Annotated in this window: 15 protein-coding genes and 1 tRNA gene; 6 read left to right on the forward strand and 10 right to left on the reverse strand. The window is 64.5% G+C overall.

Annotation, left to right across the window (positions count from 1 at the left end; translation table 11 throughout):
• Positions 1 to 135 precede the first annotated feature (135 nt).
• The 5 genes from ACIP21_RS03350 (at position 136) to cysG (ending at position 7,422) form a co-directional block, all read left to right on the forward strand.
• Positions 136 to 2,634 carry a DNA translocase FtsK 4TM domain-containing protein gene (locus ACIP21_RS03350; protein WP_400683928.1) on the forward strand — a complete coding sequence of 833 codons (2,499 nt, stop codon included), beginning with the start codon at positions 136 to 138 and terminating at the stop codon, positions 2,632 to 2,634.
• Between the two features lie 62 nt (positions 2,635 to 2,696).
• Entirely contained in the window at positions 2,697 to 3,320 is a 624-nt protein-coding gene (gene lolA, locus ACIP21_RS03355) for an outer membrane lipoprotein chaperone LolA (RefSeq protein ID WP_400683930.1), read from the forward strand.
• A gap of 12 nt (positions 3,321 to 3,332) precedes the next feature.
• Positions 3,333 to 4,658, forward strand: a complete 1,326-nt coding sequence (locus ACIP21_RS03360; protein WP_400683932.1) for a replication-associated recombination protein A — start codon at positions 3,333 to 3,335, stop codon at positions 4,656 to 4,658.
• Positions 4,659 to 4,749: 91 nt separating this feature from the next.
• Positions 4,750 to 6,030 (forward strand): serine--tRNA ligase, encoded by a 1,281-nt coding sequence (gene serS / locus ACIP21_RS03365; protein ID WP_400683935.1) that lies wholly within the window; start codon positions 4,750 to 4,752, stop codon positions 6,028 to 6,030.
• The gene (gene cysG / locus ACIP21_RS03370) at positions 6,031 to 7,422 is read left to right on the forward strand and encodes a siroheme synthase CysG (RefSeq protein ID WP_400683937.1); all 1,392 of its coding nucleotides are present in this window, start codon (positions 6,031 to 6,033) and stop codon (positions 7,420 to 7,422) included.
• Positions 7,423 to 7,540: 118 nt separating this feature from the next.
• On the opposite strand, the gene ACIP21_RS03375 is transcribed toward cysG, so the two are convergent.
• The 8 genes from ACIP21_RS03375 to ACIP21_RS03410 form a co-directional block, all read right to left on the reverse strand.
• Positions 7,541 to 8,500, reverse strand: coding sequence for a glutathione S-transferase family protein (locus ACIP21_RS03375; RefSeq protein ID WP_400683940.1), 960 nt, complete (start codon positions 8,498 to 8,500; stop codon positions 7,541 to 7,543).
• A gap of 92 nt (positions 8,501 to 8,592) precedes the next feature.
• On the reverse strand, positions 8,593 to 9,597 hold the full coding sequence (locus ACIP21_RS03380) for a glycosyl transferase family protein (protein ID WP_400683943.1): 1,005 nt from the start codon (positions 9,595 to 9,597) through the stop codon (positions 8,593 to 8,595).
• The gene (locus tag ACIP21_RS03385) at positions 9,594 to 9,929 is read right to left on the reverse strand and encodes a TusE/DsrC/DsvC family sulfur relay protein (protein WP_400683946.1); all 336 of its coding nucleotides are present in this window, start codon (positions 9,927 to 9,929) and stop codon (positions 9,594 to 9,596) included. Before ACIP21_RS03385 ends, ACIP21_RS03380 begins: the two co-directional genes overlap by 4 nt.
• Positions 9,926 to 10,222 carry a sulfurtransferase complex subunit TusB gene (gene tusB, locus ACIP21_RS03390; RefSeq protein WP_400683949.1) on the reverse strand — a complete coding sequence of 99 codons (297 nt, stop codon included), beginning with the start codon at positions 10,220 to 10,222 and terminating at the stop codon, positions 9,926 to 9,928. Before tusB ends, ACIP21_RS03385 begins: the two co-directional genes overlap by 4 nt.
• A complete protein-coding gene (gene tusC, locus ACIP21_RS03395; protein WP_400683952.1) occupies positions 10,222 to 10,581 on the reverse strand; it encodes a sulfurtransferase complex subunit TusC in 360 nt (119 codons plus the stop codon). The genes tusB and tusC overlap by 1 nt, the downstream gene beginning before the upstream one ends.
• 1 nt (position 10,582) lies before the next feature.
• Positions 10,583 to 10,975 (reverse strand): sulfurtransferase complex subunit TusD, encoded by a 393-nt coding sequence (tusD, locus tag ACIP21_RS03400; RefSeq protein WP_400683955.1) that lies wholly within the window; start codon positions 10,973 to 10,975, stop codon positions 10,583 to 10,585.
• A gap of 287 nt (positions 10,976 to 11,262) precedes the next feature.
• The gene (locus tag ACIP21_RS03405; RefSeq protein WP_400683957.1) at positions 11,263 to 12,642 is read right to left on the reverse strand and encodes a nucleobase:cation symporter-2 family protein; all 1,380 of its coding nucleotides are present in this window, start codon (positions 12,640 to 12,642) and stop codon (positions 11,263 to 11,265) included.
• A gap of 301 nt (positions 12,643 to 12,943) precedes the next feature.
• A complete protein-coding gene (locus ACIP21_RS03410) occupies positions 12,944 to 13,615 on the reverse strand; it encodes a Bax inhibitor-1/YccA family protein (RefSeq protein ID WP_400683959.1) in 672 nt (223 codons plus the stop codon).
• A gap of 124 nt (positions 13,616 to 13,739) precedes the next feature.
• Here ACIP21_RS03410 and ACIP21_RS03415 point away from each other — a divergent pair.
• A tRNA-Ser gene (locus tag ACIP21_RS03415) sits at positions 13,740 to 13,827 on the forward strand.
• A 158-nt stretch (positions 13,828 to 13,985) separates the two neighbouring features.
• On the opposite strand, the gene ACIP21_RS03420 is transcribed toward ACIP21_RS03415, so the two are convergent.
• Together ACIP21_RS03420 and ACIP21_RS03425 are read right to left on the reverse strand one after the other, a co-directional pair.
• Positions 13,986 to 14,546 carry a manganese efflux pump MntP family protein gene (locus tag ACIP21_RS03420; RefSeq protein ID WP_400683960.1) on the reverse strand — a complete coding sequence of 187 codons (561 nt, stop codon included), beginning with the start codon at positions 14,544 to 14,546 and terminating at the stop codon, positions 13,986 to 13,988.
• 9 nt (positions 14,547 to 14,555) lie between these two features.
• Complete coding sequence (locus tag ACIP21_RS03425) at positions 14,556 to 15,131, reverse strand: cadmium resistance transporter (RefSeq protein ID WP_400683962.1); 576 nt, start codon at positions 15,129 to 15,131, stop codon at positions 14,556 to 14,558.

The raw sequence follows: 15,131 nt of genomic DNA on the forward strand, positions 1-15,131 counted from the left end.
GTCGCCCCCAGCCAGGCTCCATCTGGCGCGCCACCATGGCGGCTGGCGGGCAGTAATGTTAAAAGTAGCGGTTCATTGGCCAAGCACCGGCCGACTGCTACTGGACGCGCAGCACCGCGCAGGAATAGACGCGTTTTGAAGAAATCCACCGCAACTCCAGCTCCCTTGCCCGTGCCCCTGTGGCGGCAGCAGCTGCACTACCGCCTCAAGGAAGGTGCGTTGATCGCTGTCGGCGCCCTGTGCCTGTACCTGTGGATGGCCCTGCTAACCTACGACAACTCGGACCCGGGCTTCAGCCACACCAGCAACGTCGACCAGGTGCAGAATGCCGCCGGGCGTGCCGGTGCCTACTTCGCCGACATCCTGTTCATGGTGCTCGGCTACTTCGCCTACATCTTCCCGTTGCTGCTGGCGATCAAGACCTGGCAGATCTTCCGCGAACGCCACCAGCCGTGGCAGTGGAGCGGCTGGCTGTTCTCCTGGCGGCTGATCGGCCTGGTGTTCCTGGTGCTGTCGGGCGCGGCGCTGGCGCATATCCATTTCCACCCGTCGGCGAACATCCCGTTCTCCGCCGGTGGCGCCCTGGGCGAAAGCCTCGGCGACCTGGCGCGCAACCTGCTGAACGTGCAGGGCAGCACGCTGATGTTCATTGCGCTGTTCCTGTTCGGCCTGACCGTGTTTACCGACCTGTCGTGGTTCAAGGTGATGGACCTGACCGGCAAGATCACCCTCGACCTGTTCGAGCTGGTGCAGGGTGCGGCCAGCCGCTGGTGGGAGGCGCGCAACGAACGCAAGCGCCTGGAAGCACAGCTGCGCGAAGTCGACGACCCGGTCTTCGACCTGGGCGGCAACAAAGCCGACAAGCGGGAAACAGCCAGGCCGCAGCTGCGCGAGCGCGCCGAGCCGGTGATGACGCGTGACGAGCCACCGGCCCGGCCGGTGGCGCCGCGTGAGCCGACTATTTCGCGTGAACCTGTGATCGCTCGTGAACCGGTCGTGCCTCGCGAAACCGTGGTGCCCCGCGCGCAACCCGCCGCCCCGGTGATCATCCCGCCAGCCGTGGACAAGGCGCCGGAGCCGAGCAAGCGGGTGATGAAGGAAAAACAGGCGCCGCTGTTCATCGACAGCGCCGTGGAAGGCACCTTGCCGTCGATTTCCATCCTCGACCCGGCCGAACAGAAGAAAGTCGAGTACTCGCCGGAAACCCTGGCCGGTGTCGGCCAACTGCTGGAAATCAAGCTCAAGGAATTCGGCGTGGAAGTCTCGGTGGACTCGATCCACCCAGGCCCGGTGATCACCCGTTACGAAATCCAGCCGGCCGCCGGCGTCAAGGTCAGCCGCATCGCCAACCTGGCCAAGGACCTGGCGCGTTCCCTGGCGGTGACCAGCGTGCGGGTGGTCGAGGTGATCCCCGGCAAGACCACCGTGGGTATCGAGATCCCCAACGAAAACCGGCAGATGGTGCGCTTCTCCGAAGTGCTCGCCACGCCGCAGTTCGACGAGCAGAAGTCGCCGGTCACCCTGGCCCTTGGCCACGACATCGGTGGCAAGCCGGTCATTACCGACCTGGCCAAGATGCCCCACCTGCTGGTGGCCGGTACCACCGGTTCCGGTAAGTCGGTGGGTGTGAACGCGATGATCCTGTCGATCCTGTTCAAGTCCAGCCCGGAAGACGCGCGGCTGATCATGATCGACCCGAAGATGCTCGAACTGTCGATCTACGAAGGCATCCCGCACCTGCTGTGCCCGGTGGTCACCGACATGAAGGACGCCGCCAACGCCCTGCGCTGGAGCGTCGCCGAGATGGAGCGGCGCTACAAGCTGATGGCGGCCATGGGCGTGCGTAACCTGGCCGGCTTCAACCGCAAGATCAAGGACGCCCAGGAAGCCGGCGAGATCATCCACGACCCGCTGTATCGCCGCGAAAGCATGGACGACGAGCCACCGGCGCTGAAGACCCTGCCGACCATCGTCGTGGTGGTCGACGAATTCGCCGACATGATGATGATCGTCGGCAAGAAGGTCGAAGAGCTGATCGCCCGTATTGCCCAGAAGGCGCGGGCCGCCGGCATCCACCTGATCCTCGCCACCCAGCGCCCGTCGGTGGACGTGATCACCGGCCTGATCAAGGCCAACATCCCGACCCGCATGGCGTTCCAGGTGTCGAGCAAGATCGACTCGCGGACCATCATCGACCAGGGTGGCGCCGAACAGCTGCTGGGCCACGGTGACATGCTCTACATGCCGCCGGGCACCAGCCTGCCGATCCGCGTGCACGGCGCATTCGTCTCCGACGACGAGGTGCACCGCACGGTCGAGGCGTGGAAGCTGCGCGGCGCCCCGGACTATAACGACGACATCCTCAACGGCGTCGAAGAGGCCGGCAGCGGCTTCGAAGGCGGCGGCGGTGGTGGCGACGGCGAAGATTCCGAGAGCGACGCGCTGTATGATGAGGCCGTGCAGTTCGTGCTGGAAAGCCGCCGCGCCTCGATCTCGGCCGTGCAGCGCAAGCTGAAGATCGGCTACAACCGCGCCGCGCGCATGATCGAAGCCATGGAAATGGCCGGCGTGGTCACCCCGATGAACAGCAACGGCTCGCGGGAAGTGATTGCCCCGGGCGGCCCGCGCGACTGATGAACACCTTGCCGGGCGCCAACGGTGGCGCCCGGCCTATTCAATGCTCAATGAGGATTCCCATGCGCGCGATTCGCATGCTGTTGGTTTCTGCCCTGACCTTGGGCTCGGTGACGGCGTATGCCGGTGACAAAGACGTGGCACGCTTGACCGATCTGCTGAACAAATCCCAGACCATCGAGGCCAACTTCTCCCAGCTGACGCTGGATGCCGGCGGCACCAGCCTGCAGGAAACCACCGGCAAGATGACCGTCAAGCGCCCGGGCCTGTTCTACTGGCACACCGATGCGCCCCAGGAGCAACTGGTGGTCTCCGATGGCAAGATGGTCACCCTGTGGGACCCGGACCTGGAGCAGGCGACGGTCAAGAAGCTCGATGTGCGCCTGAACCAGACCCCGGCGCTGCTGCTCTCCGGTGACGTGTCGAAGATCAGCCAGAGCTTCGACATCACCTCCAAGGAGCAGGGCGAAGTGATGGACTTCACCCTCAAGCCGAAGACCAAGGACACCCTGTTCGACTCGCTGCGGGTGTCGTTCCGCAAGGGCCTGATCAACGACATGCAGCTGATCGACAGTGTCGGCCAGCGCACCAACATCCTGTTCAACGGCGTCAAGGCCAACCAGGCGGTGGCGGACAGCAAGTTCAAGTTCGACATCCCCAAGGGCGCGGACGTCATCAAGGAGTAAGCAGAGCTCGCCATGGACCTGTTTCGAAGCGAACCCGTCGCCCAGCCCCTGGCGGCCCGGCTGCGCCCGTCCAACCTGGATGAGTACGTCGGCCAGGAGCACCTGCTGGCGCGCGGCAAACCGCTGCGCGAGGCGCTGGAGCAGGGTGCGCTGCACTCGATGATCTTCTGGGGCCCGCCTGGGGTCGGCAAGACCACCCTGGCGCGTTTGCTGGCGCAGTTCTGCGATGCCCACTTCGAGACCGTGTCGGCGGTGCTGGCCGGGGTCAAGGAGATCCGCCAGGCGGTCGAGGTGGCCAAGCAGCAGGCCGGCCAGTACGGCCGGCGCACCATCCTGTTCGTCGACGAAGTGCACCGCTTCAACAAGTCGCAGCAGGACGCCTTCCTGCCCTACGTGGAAGACGGCACCCTGCTGTTCATCGGCGCCACCACCGAAAACCCGTCCTTCGAGCTGAACAACGCGCTGCTGTCGCGGGCGCGGGTCTACGTGCTCAAGAGCCTCGACGAGGCGGCGCTGCGCAAGCTGGTCAACCGTGCGCTGACGGAAGAGCGCGGCCTGGGCAAGCGCAACCTGCGGGTGGGCGACGAGGCCTTCAAGATGCTCATGGCCGCCGCCGATGGCGATGGCCGGCGCATGCTCAACTTCCTCGAGAACGCCTCCGACCTGGCCGATGACGGCAGCGAGATCGACGTCGAGATGCTGCAGAGCCTGCTCGGCGACAGCCGTCGCCGCTTCGACAAGGGCGGCGAGGCGTTCTACGACCAGATTTCCGCGCTGCACAAGTCGGTGCGTGGCTCCAACCCCGATGGCGCCCTGTACTGGTTCGCGCGCATGCTCGACGGCGGTTGCGACCCGCTGTACATCGCCCGCCGCGTGGTGCGCATGGCCAGCGAGGACATCGGCAACGCCGACCCGCGTGCGCTCAGCCTGTGCCTGGCGGCCTGGGACGTGCAGGAGCGCCTGGGCAGCCCCGAGGGCGAGCTGGCGGTGGCCCAGGCCATCACCTACCTGGCCTGTGCGCCGAAGAGCAACGCGGTGTACATGGGCTTCAAGACCGCCCTGCGCGAAGCGGCCGAGCACGGCTCGCTGGAAGTGCCGCTGCATCTGCGCAACGCCCCGACCAAGCTGATGAAACAGCTGGGCTACGGCGACGAATACCGCTACGCCCACGACGAGCCCGATGCCTACGCCGCCGGTGAGGACTACTTCCCCGACGCACTCGAGCCGCGCCCGTACTACCAGCCCGTGCCCCGCGGGCTCGAGCTGAAGATCGGCGAGAAGCTGCGCCACCTGGCCGAGCTCGACCGCAACAGCCCGCGGCAGCGAAGAAAGCCCTGATGGCCTATACCAGTACCAGCGCAGTGGCAGGGCTGTCGGCCCGCCACTGACCCCAATCTGAACCAACACCTACCTATAACGAGAGAACGATATGCTCGATTCCAAACTGTTACGCGGCCAACTTCAGGAAGTGGCGGATCGCCTGGCCTCCCGTGGCTTCAGCCTGGATGTCGCGCGCATCGAATCGCTGGAAGAGCGCCGCAAGGCGGTGCAGACCCGCACCGAGCAACTGCAGGCCGAGCGTAACGCCCGTTCCAAGTCGATCGGCCAGGCCAAGGCCAAGGGCGAGGACATCGCCCCGCTGATGGCGGACGTCGAGCGCATGGCCAACGAACTGGCCGCCGGCAAGAGCGAACTGGACGAAATCCAGGCCGAGCTGGACGGCATCCTGCTGACCATCCCCAACCTGCCGGACGCCAGCGTGCCGGTCGGCGCCAGCGAAGACGACAACGTCGAAGTGCGCCGCTGGGGCACGCCGCAGGCCTTCGACTTCGAGATCAAGGACCACGTCGCCCTGGGCGAAATCAGCGGTGGCCTGGACTTCGAAGCCGCCGCCAAGCTGTCCGGCGCCCGTTTTGCCGTGCTGCGCGGGCCGATCGCCCGCCTGCACCGCGCCCTGGCGCAGTTCATGATCAACCTGCACACCGGCGAGCACGGCTACGAGGAGCACTACACCCCGTACCTGGTGCAGGCCCCGGCCCTGCAGGGCACCGGCCAGTTGCCGAAGTTCGAGGAAGACCTGTTCAAGATCACCCGCGAAGGCGAGGCTGACTTCTACCTGATCCCGACCGCCGAGGTGTCGCTGACCAACCTGGTGGCCGGCGAGATCCTCGACGCCAAGCAACTGCCGCTGAAACTGGTCGCCCACACCCCGTGCTTCCGCAGCGAAGCCGGCGCGTCGGGCCGTGACACCCGCGGCATGATCCGCCAGCACCAGTTCGACAAGGTCGAGATGGTCCAGGTGGTGGAGCCGGCCAAGTCCATGGAAGCCCTCGAAGGCCTGACCGCCAACGCCGAGCGCGTGCTGCAGCTGCTGGAGCTGCCGTACCGCGTGCTGGCCCTGTGCACCGGCGACATGGGCTTCGGCGCCGTGAAGACCTACGACCTGGAAGTGTGGGTGCCGAGCCAGGACAAGTACCGCGAAATCAGCTCCTGCTCCAACTGCGGCGACTTCCAGGCGCGCCGCATGCAGGCCCGCTGGCGCAACCCGGAAACCGGCAAGCCGGAGCTGGTGCACACCCTCAACGGCTCCGGCCTGGCCGTGGGCCGTACCCTGGTCGCAGTGCTGGAGAACTACCAGCAGGCCGACGGTTCGATCCGCGTGCCGGAAGTGCTGAAGCCTTACATGGGCGGCGTCGAGGTCATCCGCTAAATGGATTACCTGCCGCTGTTCCACAAGCTGCAGGGCGGCCGCGTGCTGGTCGTCGGCGGCGGTGAGATCGCCCTGCGCAAGGCGCGCCTGCTGGCCGATGCCGGCGCCGCGCTGCGCGTGGTGGCGCCGGACGTCGACGGCCAGCTGGCCGCGCTGGCCCGGGAAGGTGGCGGTGAGGTGCTGGTGCGTGGCTATCAGGCGACTGACCTGGCCGGTTGCCGGCTGGTGATCGCGGCCACCGACGACCCTGGGCTCAACGCCCAGGTGTCGGCGGATGCCCAGGCGCTGAGCGTGCCGGTCAACGTGGTGGATGCGCCGGCCCTGTGCACGGTGATCTTTCCGGCGATCGTCGACCGCTCGCCGCTGGTGATCGCGGTGTCCAGTGGCGGCGACGCCCCGGTGCTGGCGCGGTTGATCCGCGCCAAGCTGGAAGCCTGGATCCCGTCCGCCTATGGCGAGCTGGCCGGGCTGGCGGCGCGTTTCCGGCACAAGGTGAAATCCTTGTACCCGGACGTCAACCAGCGCCGCGGCTTCTGGGAAACCGTGTTCCAGGGGCCGATCGCCGAACGCCAACTGGCCGGCCAGGGTGGCGAGGCCGAGCGCCTGTTGCAGGCCATGGTCGACGGCGCGCCGGTGCAGCAGGGTGGCGAGGTGTATCTGGTGGGGGCGGGGCCGGGCGATCCGGACTTGCTGACCTTCCGCGCCTTGCGCCTGATGCAGCAGGCCGACGTGGTGCTGTACGACCGCCTGGTGGCGCCTGCGATCATCGAGATGTGCCGGCGCGATGCCGAGCGCATCTACGTGGGCAAGCGCCGCGCCGACCATGCCGTGCCCCAGGACCAGATCAACCGCCTGCTGGTCGATCTCGCCCAGCAGGGCAAGCGCGTGCTGCGCCTGAAGGGCGGCGACCCGTTCATCTTCGGCCGTGGTGGCGAGGAGATCGAGGAGCTGGCCGAGCATGGCATCCCGTTCCAGGTGGTGCCGGGGATTACCGCGGCCAGCGGCTGTTCCGCCTATGGCGGTATTCCGTTGACCCACCGGGATTATGCCCAGTCGGTGCGCTTTGTCACCGGGCACCTGAAGGATGGCACCAGCAACCTGCCGTGGGATGACCTGGTGGCGCCGGCCCAGACCCTGGTGTTCTACATGGGCCTGGTGGGGTTGCCGACCATCTGTGCCGAGCTGATTCGCCATGGGCGCGCGGCCAGTACCCCGGCTGCCCTGGTGCAGCAGGGAACTACGCGTAACCAGCGGGTGTTTACCGGGACTCTGGCGGATTTGCCGGAGCTGGTGGCCCGGCATGAAGTGCATGCGCCGACCCTGGTGATTGTCGGGGAGGTGGTGCAGTTGCGTGACAAGCTGGCCTGGTTCGAAGGGTCGCAAGACAGCTGAAATCGTCGGGGCCGCTTTGCGGCCCTATCGCGACACAAGGCCGCTCCTACAGGGATCACGCGTTTCCTGTAGGAGCGGCCTTGTGTCGCGAAAGGGCTGCAAAGCAGCCCCAGCGATCTCAACCCTGAAAGATCCCTTTCCCCACCAACCGCTCCCGATCATGCGGCACCGTGAAGTCCTGCAGCGGCCCCTTGGGCACGATCCCGTTCGGGTTGATGGTCTTGTGGCTCATGTAGTAATGCTTCTGGATGTGCTCCATATCCACCGTCCCTGCCACCCCCGGCCACTGATACAGTTCACGCAGCCAGTTAGACAGGTTGTGGTAATCGCTCAAGCGCCGCAGGTTGCACTTGAAGTGCCCGTGGTACACCGCATCGAAGCGCACCAGCGTGGTGAACAGGCGCACATCGGCCTCGGTCAGGTACTCGCCGGCCAGGTAGCGATTGCGGCCCAGCAGCTCTTCCAGATGATCCAGCTCGTTGAACACCTCATCGAAGGCCGCCTCGTAGGCATCCTGGGTGGTGGCGAAGCCGGCGCGGTACACGCCGTTGTTCACCGCCGGATAGATGCGCTCGTTCAGCGCCTCGATGGTCGGGCGCAGCGGCTCGGGGTACAGGTCCAGGGTGTTGCCGGTCAGCTCGTTGAACGCGCTGTTGAAGATGCGGATGATCTCCGACGACTCGTTGTTGACGATGCGCTTCTCTTTCTTGTCCCACAGCACGGGCACGGTCACGCGGCCGGTGTAGTGCGGGTCATCCTGGGTGTAGCGCTGGTGCAGGTACTGCAGGGCGTCAAGGTGGTCGCCGCTTGAGCCTTCCTGCTGGTCGAAGGTCCAGCCATGGTCCTGCATCAGCCAGCTCACCACGGACACGTCGATCAGCGGCTCCAGGCCCTTGAGGGCGCGCAGGATCAGGGTGCGGTGAGCCCAGGGGCAGGCCAGCGACACATACAGGTGATAGCGGCCGGCCTCAGGGGCGGGGAGTTGATTGCGGCGCTGGGCGTTCTCGCGCTTGAAGGTGCCGTCCTTGCCATTTTCATACCACTGGTCGTGCCAGCGGCCGTCGATCAAAAGGCCCATGCTGAGCTCCTCGGAAACAAAGTGTTTGTCGTTGGAGCCCAGTCTAGGGAAAATCGTTCGAATAACTAGCGCAAGAACTGCACCCTATTGATCTACTTATTCGATTGGTTGCGTGCGGCCCAGTATCCGCGTGCGGTGGCGAACGCTTGCTCGCGGTCCTGGCCCAGGCCGCGCAGGGCCAAGGCCATGGTGGCGACCACGGCCATCTCGCCGTAGCTGTCCTCGGCCTCGCCGCGCCATACCGCCAGCAACTGCTCGGGTTGCAGGCTCGGCGGCTTCACGTGGCGGCGTTCGCTGAGCGCTGGCCACTCCTCGTCCCAGGCCTCACCGGCCGTGGTGCCATACAGGTGGCTGATCACGTCAGGATTCACCTCGATCTCGCCGCCATCACCCTTGATCACCACAGCATGATCGCCCAGCAGGCGGCTGGCTTCGCGGTGCACGGCCTGGTAGCCGGGGTGGAAGATGCTCTGCAGGCCGCAACGCGCGCCCAGCGGGTTGAGGACCCGGGCCAGGGAATGGATGGGCGAGCGCAGGCCGAGGGTGTTGCGCAGGTCGATCATCCGTTGCAGCTGCGGTGCCCAGTCGTGCAGCGGGGCGAAGGCCAGGCGCTGCCGGTCCAGGGCCTGGCTGACCGAGGCCCAGTCGCGGCACAGCGGGATCTCCAGCAGGGCCAGCAGCTGTTCGGTGTACATGCGCCCGGCCGTGTGCGCACCGCCGCCGTGCATCAGGATGCGCACGCCGTTGGCGGCCAGGCACTTGGCGCTCAGCAGGTACCAGGGCAGGTGGCGCTTCTTGCCGGCGTAGGTCGGCCAGTCGATGTCCACTGTGATGCGCGGTGCCTGCAGGTGCGCGCGCAGGGCTTCGGTGAAGCCGGCGAGTTCGTCGGCGCTTTCTTCCTTGTGCCGCAGCAGCATCAGGAAGGCACCCAACTGGGTGTCTTCGACCTTGCCTTCGAGCAACAGGGTCATGGCGGCGCGGGCTTCCTCGCGGGTCAGGCCGCGGGCACCGCGCTTGCCTTTGCCAAGGATGCGCACGAATTCGGCGAACGGGTGTTCGGCCGGGGTTTCCAGGGTCAGCGGGCGGGCGTCGGTCATATGCAGTTGATCGGTTTGGGCAGGCCCGCCAGCTTGGCGGCGAGTTTGGCGGGGGTGCCGTTGAACAGGCGGTTGAGGTGCGGGCTGTTGCCCTTGTCCGCGCCCAGCTTGAGCGCGGTGTACTTGATCAGCGGGCGGGTGGCCGGCGACAGCTGGAACTCGGCGTAGAACTGGCGCAGCAGCTCGAGGATTTCCCAGTGGTCGGCGCTCAGGGCGATGCTTTCGCGCGCGGCCAAGGCTTCGGCGACCGGGTGCGACCAGTCTTGCAGGTCGACCAGGAAGCCGTCCTTGTCCAGGGCGATGGCGCGATCGCCAACGTTCAGCGTACTCATAGCCAGCTGTTGACCTTGTCGTAATGCAGCGACAGCGCGACGAAGGCCTGGTAGTCCACGGCCTTGGCCAGCGCGCTGGAGAGGGCGCGGGCTTGCAGGTCTTCATCGAGGGCGAACAGGCGTTCCTGCAGCCCGGCCGCCTGCAACTGGCGATGGGCGTCGCTGCCCTCGCGCAGGGCGTAGACCGCATCGCCGGTCAGCAGCAGGGCATCGTCGGCGCCCAGCAGGCGCAGGCAGCTTGCCAGGCGCTCGTCGCCGAACGGGGAGTGGGATAACACGTGCAGGGTTGGCATCAGAGCGTCACCACTTGGTCGAAACGGGCAATCAAGGCCTTGAGCGCGGCGTCGTCGAGCACGTCCACGTCCAGCGCCAGGGTGTCGGCGGCCAGGCCGCGACGCGTGAGGCTGTGGGCGCAGGCGAACAGTTCATCGACGCCGAACATCGGCAGGGCCTGCAGGTTGGCAGCGAGGTTCTTCTGCTGCACCGCGGCCGGCTGTTGGCCGGCGGCGAGCTGGAACACCCCATCATCGAGAAACAGCATCGCCAGTGGCAGGTCGAAGGCGCCACCGGCCAGGGCGATGTCCAGCGCCTCACGGGCGGACGGGCCGTTCCACGGCGCCTGGCGGCTGATGATCAACATGGATTTGGCCATTTCAGTCGCCTCCGAAGCAGACCAGGCGGTCGGCGGTTTGCGCGGCTTCGTGCAGCTGGCCCAGGCCGGACAACTCCCACGGCTTGGGCAGGTTCACCGCCGGGCGCTGGTAGCGGCTGGCCTCGGCGTCGTCGAGCACGCCACGGCGCAGGGCTGCGGCGATGCACACCACCGCGTCGAGCTGGTTGGTTTCGATGAAGGCACGCCATTGGGCGGCGATGTCCTGCTCATCCTGCGGCGCGACGATATTGGCCGAGGCGCTGTGCACCCCGTCCTGGTAGAAGAACAGCCGGGCAATTTCATGCCCGCCGGCCAGCACCGCCTCGGCGAAGCGCAGGGCGCGCCGCGAGGAGGGCGCATGGGCCGGGGAAAAAACCGCGATGGCGAATTTCATGGACAACTCGTGCAAAGGAATGCCGCCATGATAAAGCAAAAAAGCCCGCGCCCGCTTCAACATGGCGGAGCGGGCTTTCGATTCGGTCGTTGCCGGCAATCGCCCGCCTTGCGCGGTACTTTGTAGGAGCGGCCTTGTGTCGCGAAAGGGCTGCAACGCAGCCCCGGCGATCTATGCATTTGCGCTGAGATCCTGGGGCCGCTACGCGCCCCTTTCGCGACACAAGGCCGCTCCTACAGGCGGCTTGCCTGGCACACATCAAAACCTGGAGCAGGCGAGTGGCAGCCTCAAGCCTGTTCCTTGCTCTCCGGCAGGAACCAGTTCAGCACCAGGGCACAGATCCCCCCGGTAGCCACGCCCGACTCCAGCACATTGCGAATCGCCGCCGGCATATGCGCCAGGAATTCAGGAACCTGCGCCACACCCAGCCCCAAAGCCAGCGACACCGCAATGATCAGAAGGGCACGACGGTCCAGTCGCGTGCTGGCCAGGATATTGATCCCCGAAGCCGCCACCGCACCGAACATCACCATGGCCGCGCCACCCAGCACCGGCTCAGGCACCGCCTGGATCACCCCGGCCACGCTCGGGAACAGCCCCAGCAGCACCAGCATCACGGCAATCCAGATACCGATATGGCGGCTGGCAATCCCGGTCAGCTGGATCACGCCATTGTTCTGGGCAAAGATCGAGCTAGGGAAGGTGTTGAACAGCCCGGCCAGCAACGAGTTGGCCCCGTTCACCAGCACGCCGCCCTTGATCCGCTTCATCCACACCGGCCCTTCGACCGGCTCGCGCGACACCTTGCTGGTGGCCGTGACGTCACCGATGGCTTCCAGCGAAGTCACCAGGTAGATCACCAGCATCGGAATGAACAGCGCCCAGGAGAAGCCCAGGCCGAAGTGCAGCGGCATCGGCACCTGGAACAGTGCGGCCTCATGCATGCCGGTGAAGTCCAGGCGGCCCAGGTAGCCCGCCAGGGCATAGCCGACCGCCAGGGCGATGACGATGGCGCAGCTGCGCATCCACACCACCGGGATGCGGTTGAGGATCACGATCACCGCCAGCACGGCGCCCGACAGCATCAGGTTCTCGCCATTGGCAAAGGTGCCATTGGCCATCGCGCCAAAGCCACCGCCCATGCTGATCAGGCCGACCTTGATCAGCGTCAGGCCGATCATCAGCACGACGATCCCGGTCACCAACGGGGTGATCAGGCGTTTGACGAACGGCAGGATGCGCGACACGCCCATTTCCACGAACGAACCGGCAATCACCACGCCGAAGATCGCCGCCATCACGCTCTCGACCGGCGTGCCTTGCTTGACCATCAGCGCGCCACCGGCAATCAGCGGCCCGACGAAGTTGAAGCTGGTGCCCTGGACGATCAGCAGTCCGGCGCCGAATGGGCCGAAGCGTTTGCATTGCACGAAGGTGGCGATACCGGAGATCACCAACGACATCGACACGATCAGGTTGGTATCCCGCGCCGAAACCCCCAGCGCCTGGCAGATCAGCAGGCCAGGGGTAACGATCGGCACGATGATCGCCAGCAGGTGCTGCAGCGCTGCCAACAGGCCGATCAGCGGCCGAGGCTTGTCCTCGAGGCCAAGTACCAGTTCGTTGGCAGGCGCCGCCGCGCCTGGGCTGTGTTCGTGTGAGCTCATCTAGGAAGCTGCCCCGGAAGAAAAAAGGAGCGCATTCTACGGGCAGATTAAAGATGTGGGTAGAAAAAAGCAGGATCGCAGCATGATCGGCGATCAACTGCCTGGTTATCTGACTTTTAGGTTAGATTTTTCGACGTGTTTAGCAGGGACCTGTGGGAGCGGGTTTACCCGCGAACACGGGCGAAGCCCGTGCCATCCTCCGCATTACCTGATTTTTAGAGAATGTAGGGATCAAAGCATTCTCCAAGACGCAAAAAAGCCCGCCGAAGCGGGCTCTTCCAACCAACTCAACCAACCCGAATCAGTCGTCCCGACCCATCAGGCCAAACAGCTGCAGCAGGCTGACAAACAGGTTGTAGATCGAAACATACAGGCTGATGGTCGCCATGATGTAGTTCCGCTCACCGCCATGAATGATGGCGCTGGTCTGGAACAGGATGCACACCGACGAGAACAGCACAAAGCCCGCGCTGATCGCCAGCTGCAGCCCGCTGATCTTGAAGAAGAAGCTTGCAACCACGGCACCCAGCAGCACGAAGAAGCCTGCGGTGATGAAACCGCTCAGGAAGCTCATGTCCTTGCGGGTGATCAGCACGTAGGCCGACAGACCACCGAATACCAGGGCCGTCATGGCGAAGGCCGAGCTGACCACTTCAGCGCCGCCCGCCATACCCAGGTAACGGTTGAGGATCGGGCCGAGGATGAAGCCCATGAAACCGGTCAGGGCAAAGGTCGACACCAGGCCCCAGGCCGAATCACGCAGTTTGTTGGTGAGGAAGAACAGGCCATAGAAGCCGATCAGCACGACGAACACGTTCGGGTAGCCAACGCGCATCTGCTGGGCCACGAAGGCCATGACGCCGCTGAAGGCGAGGGTAAGCGCCAGCAGGCTGTATGTGTTGCGCAGGACCTTGCTAACCTCCTGCTGCTCGGCCTGTAGGCCGTGGTTTACGGCATAATCCTGTTCGCGCATGGCGACACTCCTGTGGTTTTGGACGTTCAGATGGAAAGGAGTCTATCAGAGGTGCCGCAACCCGCGACACAGAGAGTTTGACAGCGTGTTTCATTACGGTATTATGGCGGCCGCAAAACGAGCTGGAAGCGTGGCCGAGTGGTTTAAGGCAACGGTCTTGAAAACCGTCGATGGGCAACTATCCTAGAGTTCGAATCTCTACGCTTCCGCCACAAATTCTCATCAAAGCCCTGACTAGTCAGGGCTTTTTTGTGTCTGTAGGTTGTTGGTCCCCCTCCTGATTTCATGCCCGGTACTACGCGGCCACCGTCAGTGTTCCCGGCCGCTCTAATAGAAGCCTGCGTGATGGCTTTTTGTTCTTGGTTGGCCCTCAAAACTTATCGAAGAAAACCAGCACACCAACAAAGATCAAGATCACGCCGCCCAGAATCTGTGCCCCCTGATCCACTACCCGCTTGATGGCTTTCCCGATAAGGGTGCCAATAATGGAAATCAGCACTGTTGGCAGGCCTAGCGTCATGGCCGCAACGATGATGTTCACCTCGACGAATGCCAGGCTCATACCCAGAGAGAAAGCGTCCAGGCTGATCGCCAGTGAGATGGCTACCAGTATGGGCAGCGAGTTGCCTGAGGGTAGTCTGCTTCTGCGAGGTGATGCAGGCTTGAGGGCGTCGACGATCAGTGATACACCGATTCCCGAAAGGATGGCGAGGGTCAGCCAGTGGCTGTACGACTCAACGAAGGGGCGCGCAGTATGACCGAGCGCCCATCCGAGAACTGGACAGGCGGCTTCGGCCAGCCCGAACACCAGTCCTATCCGCAGTGCTTCGCTGAAGCGCACTTTATCCAGTTGCGAGCCCTGGGCAACCGACGCGGCAAACGCGTCGGCGGACATCGCAATGGACAGCATGAGTAGGGAGATGAAACTCAACAGATTTACTCAGCCGTGGAAGAAGCCGCTCAAGATTTCCAGGCCGATGGCAATCAGGACGACGGGCAAAATGTAGTGTCCGTAGCGCTCGATCTTGGCCGCCACTGGAGGGAATTTCACCAGTGCATAGCCGAGGAGGCACCACACGCCAGTCATGACCGCAAACACGAAGGCGTAAGCCGGGATGATGCTGGGGTCGGATGCAAAGAGAGGAACATACACCCCTGTGTTATCGCCACCGTTCGAGATGGTCATCATGGTGACGTAGGTGAAGGCCGCTTTCGAACCCATCAGACCAGGCGTTGCATGCTCATCTGCTGCCCCTGGCTTGAACAGTTGAAGGCCCTTGTAGATCCCGAGCCCCAGCGGAACGAAACCGAGCAGCGAAATCCATTTGGCTGGGAACTGGGCAGCTACCAGGGACAGTGCGATGCTCCCGATCAAGATCATGCCGATGCCGACGTACTGCCCCAGCATAATGGCTCTGCGGCTCAGTTTTCGATCACCGAAAAAGAGGGAGAGGATGATGATGTCGTCGATGTTCGTGACCGCGAACACGACAATGGCGGATATCACTGCTTCCAT

It is taken from the genome of Pseudomonas sp. NPDC089401, assembly GCF_044749485.1.
Classification (GTDB): Bacteria; Pseudomonadota; Gammaproteobacteria; order Pseudomonadales; family Pseudomonadaceae; genus Aquipseudomonas.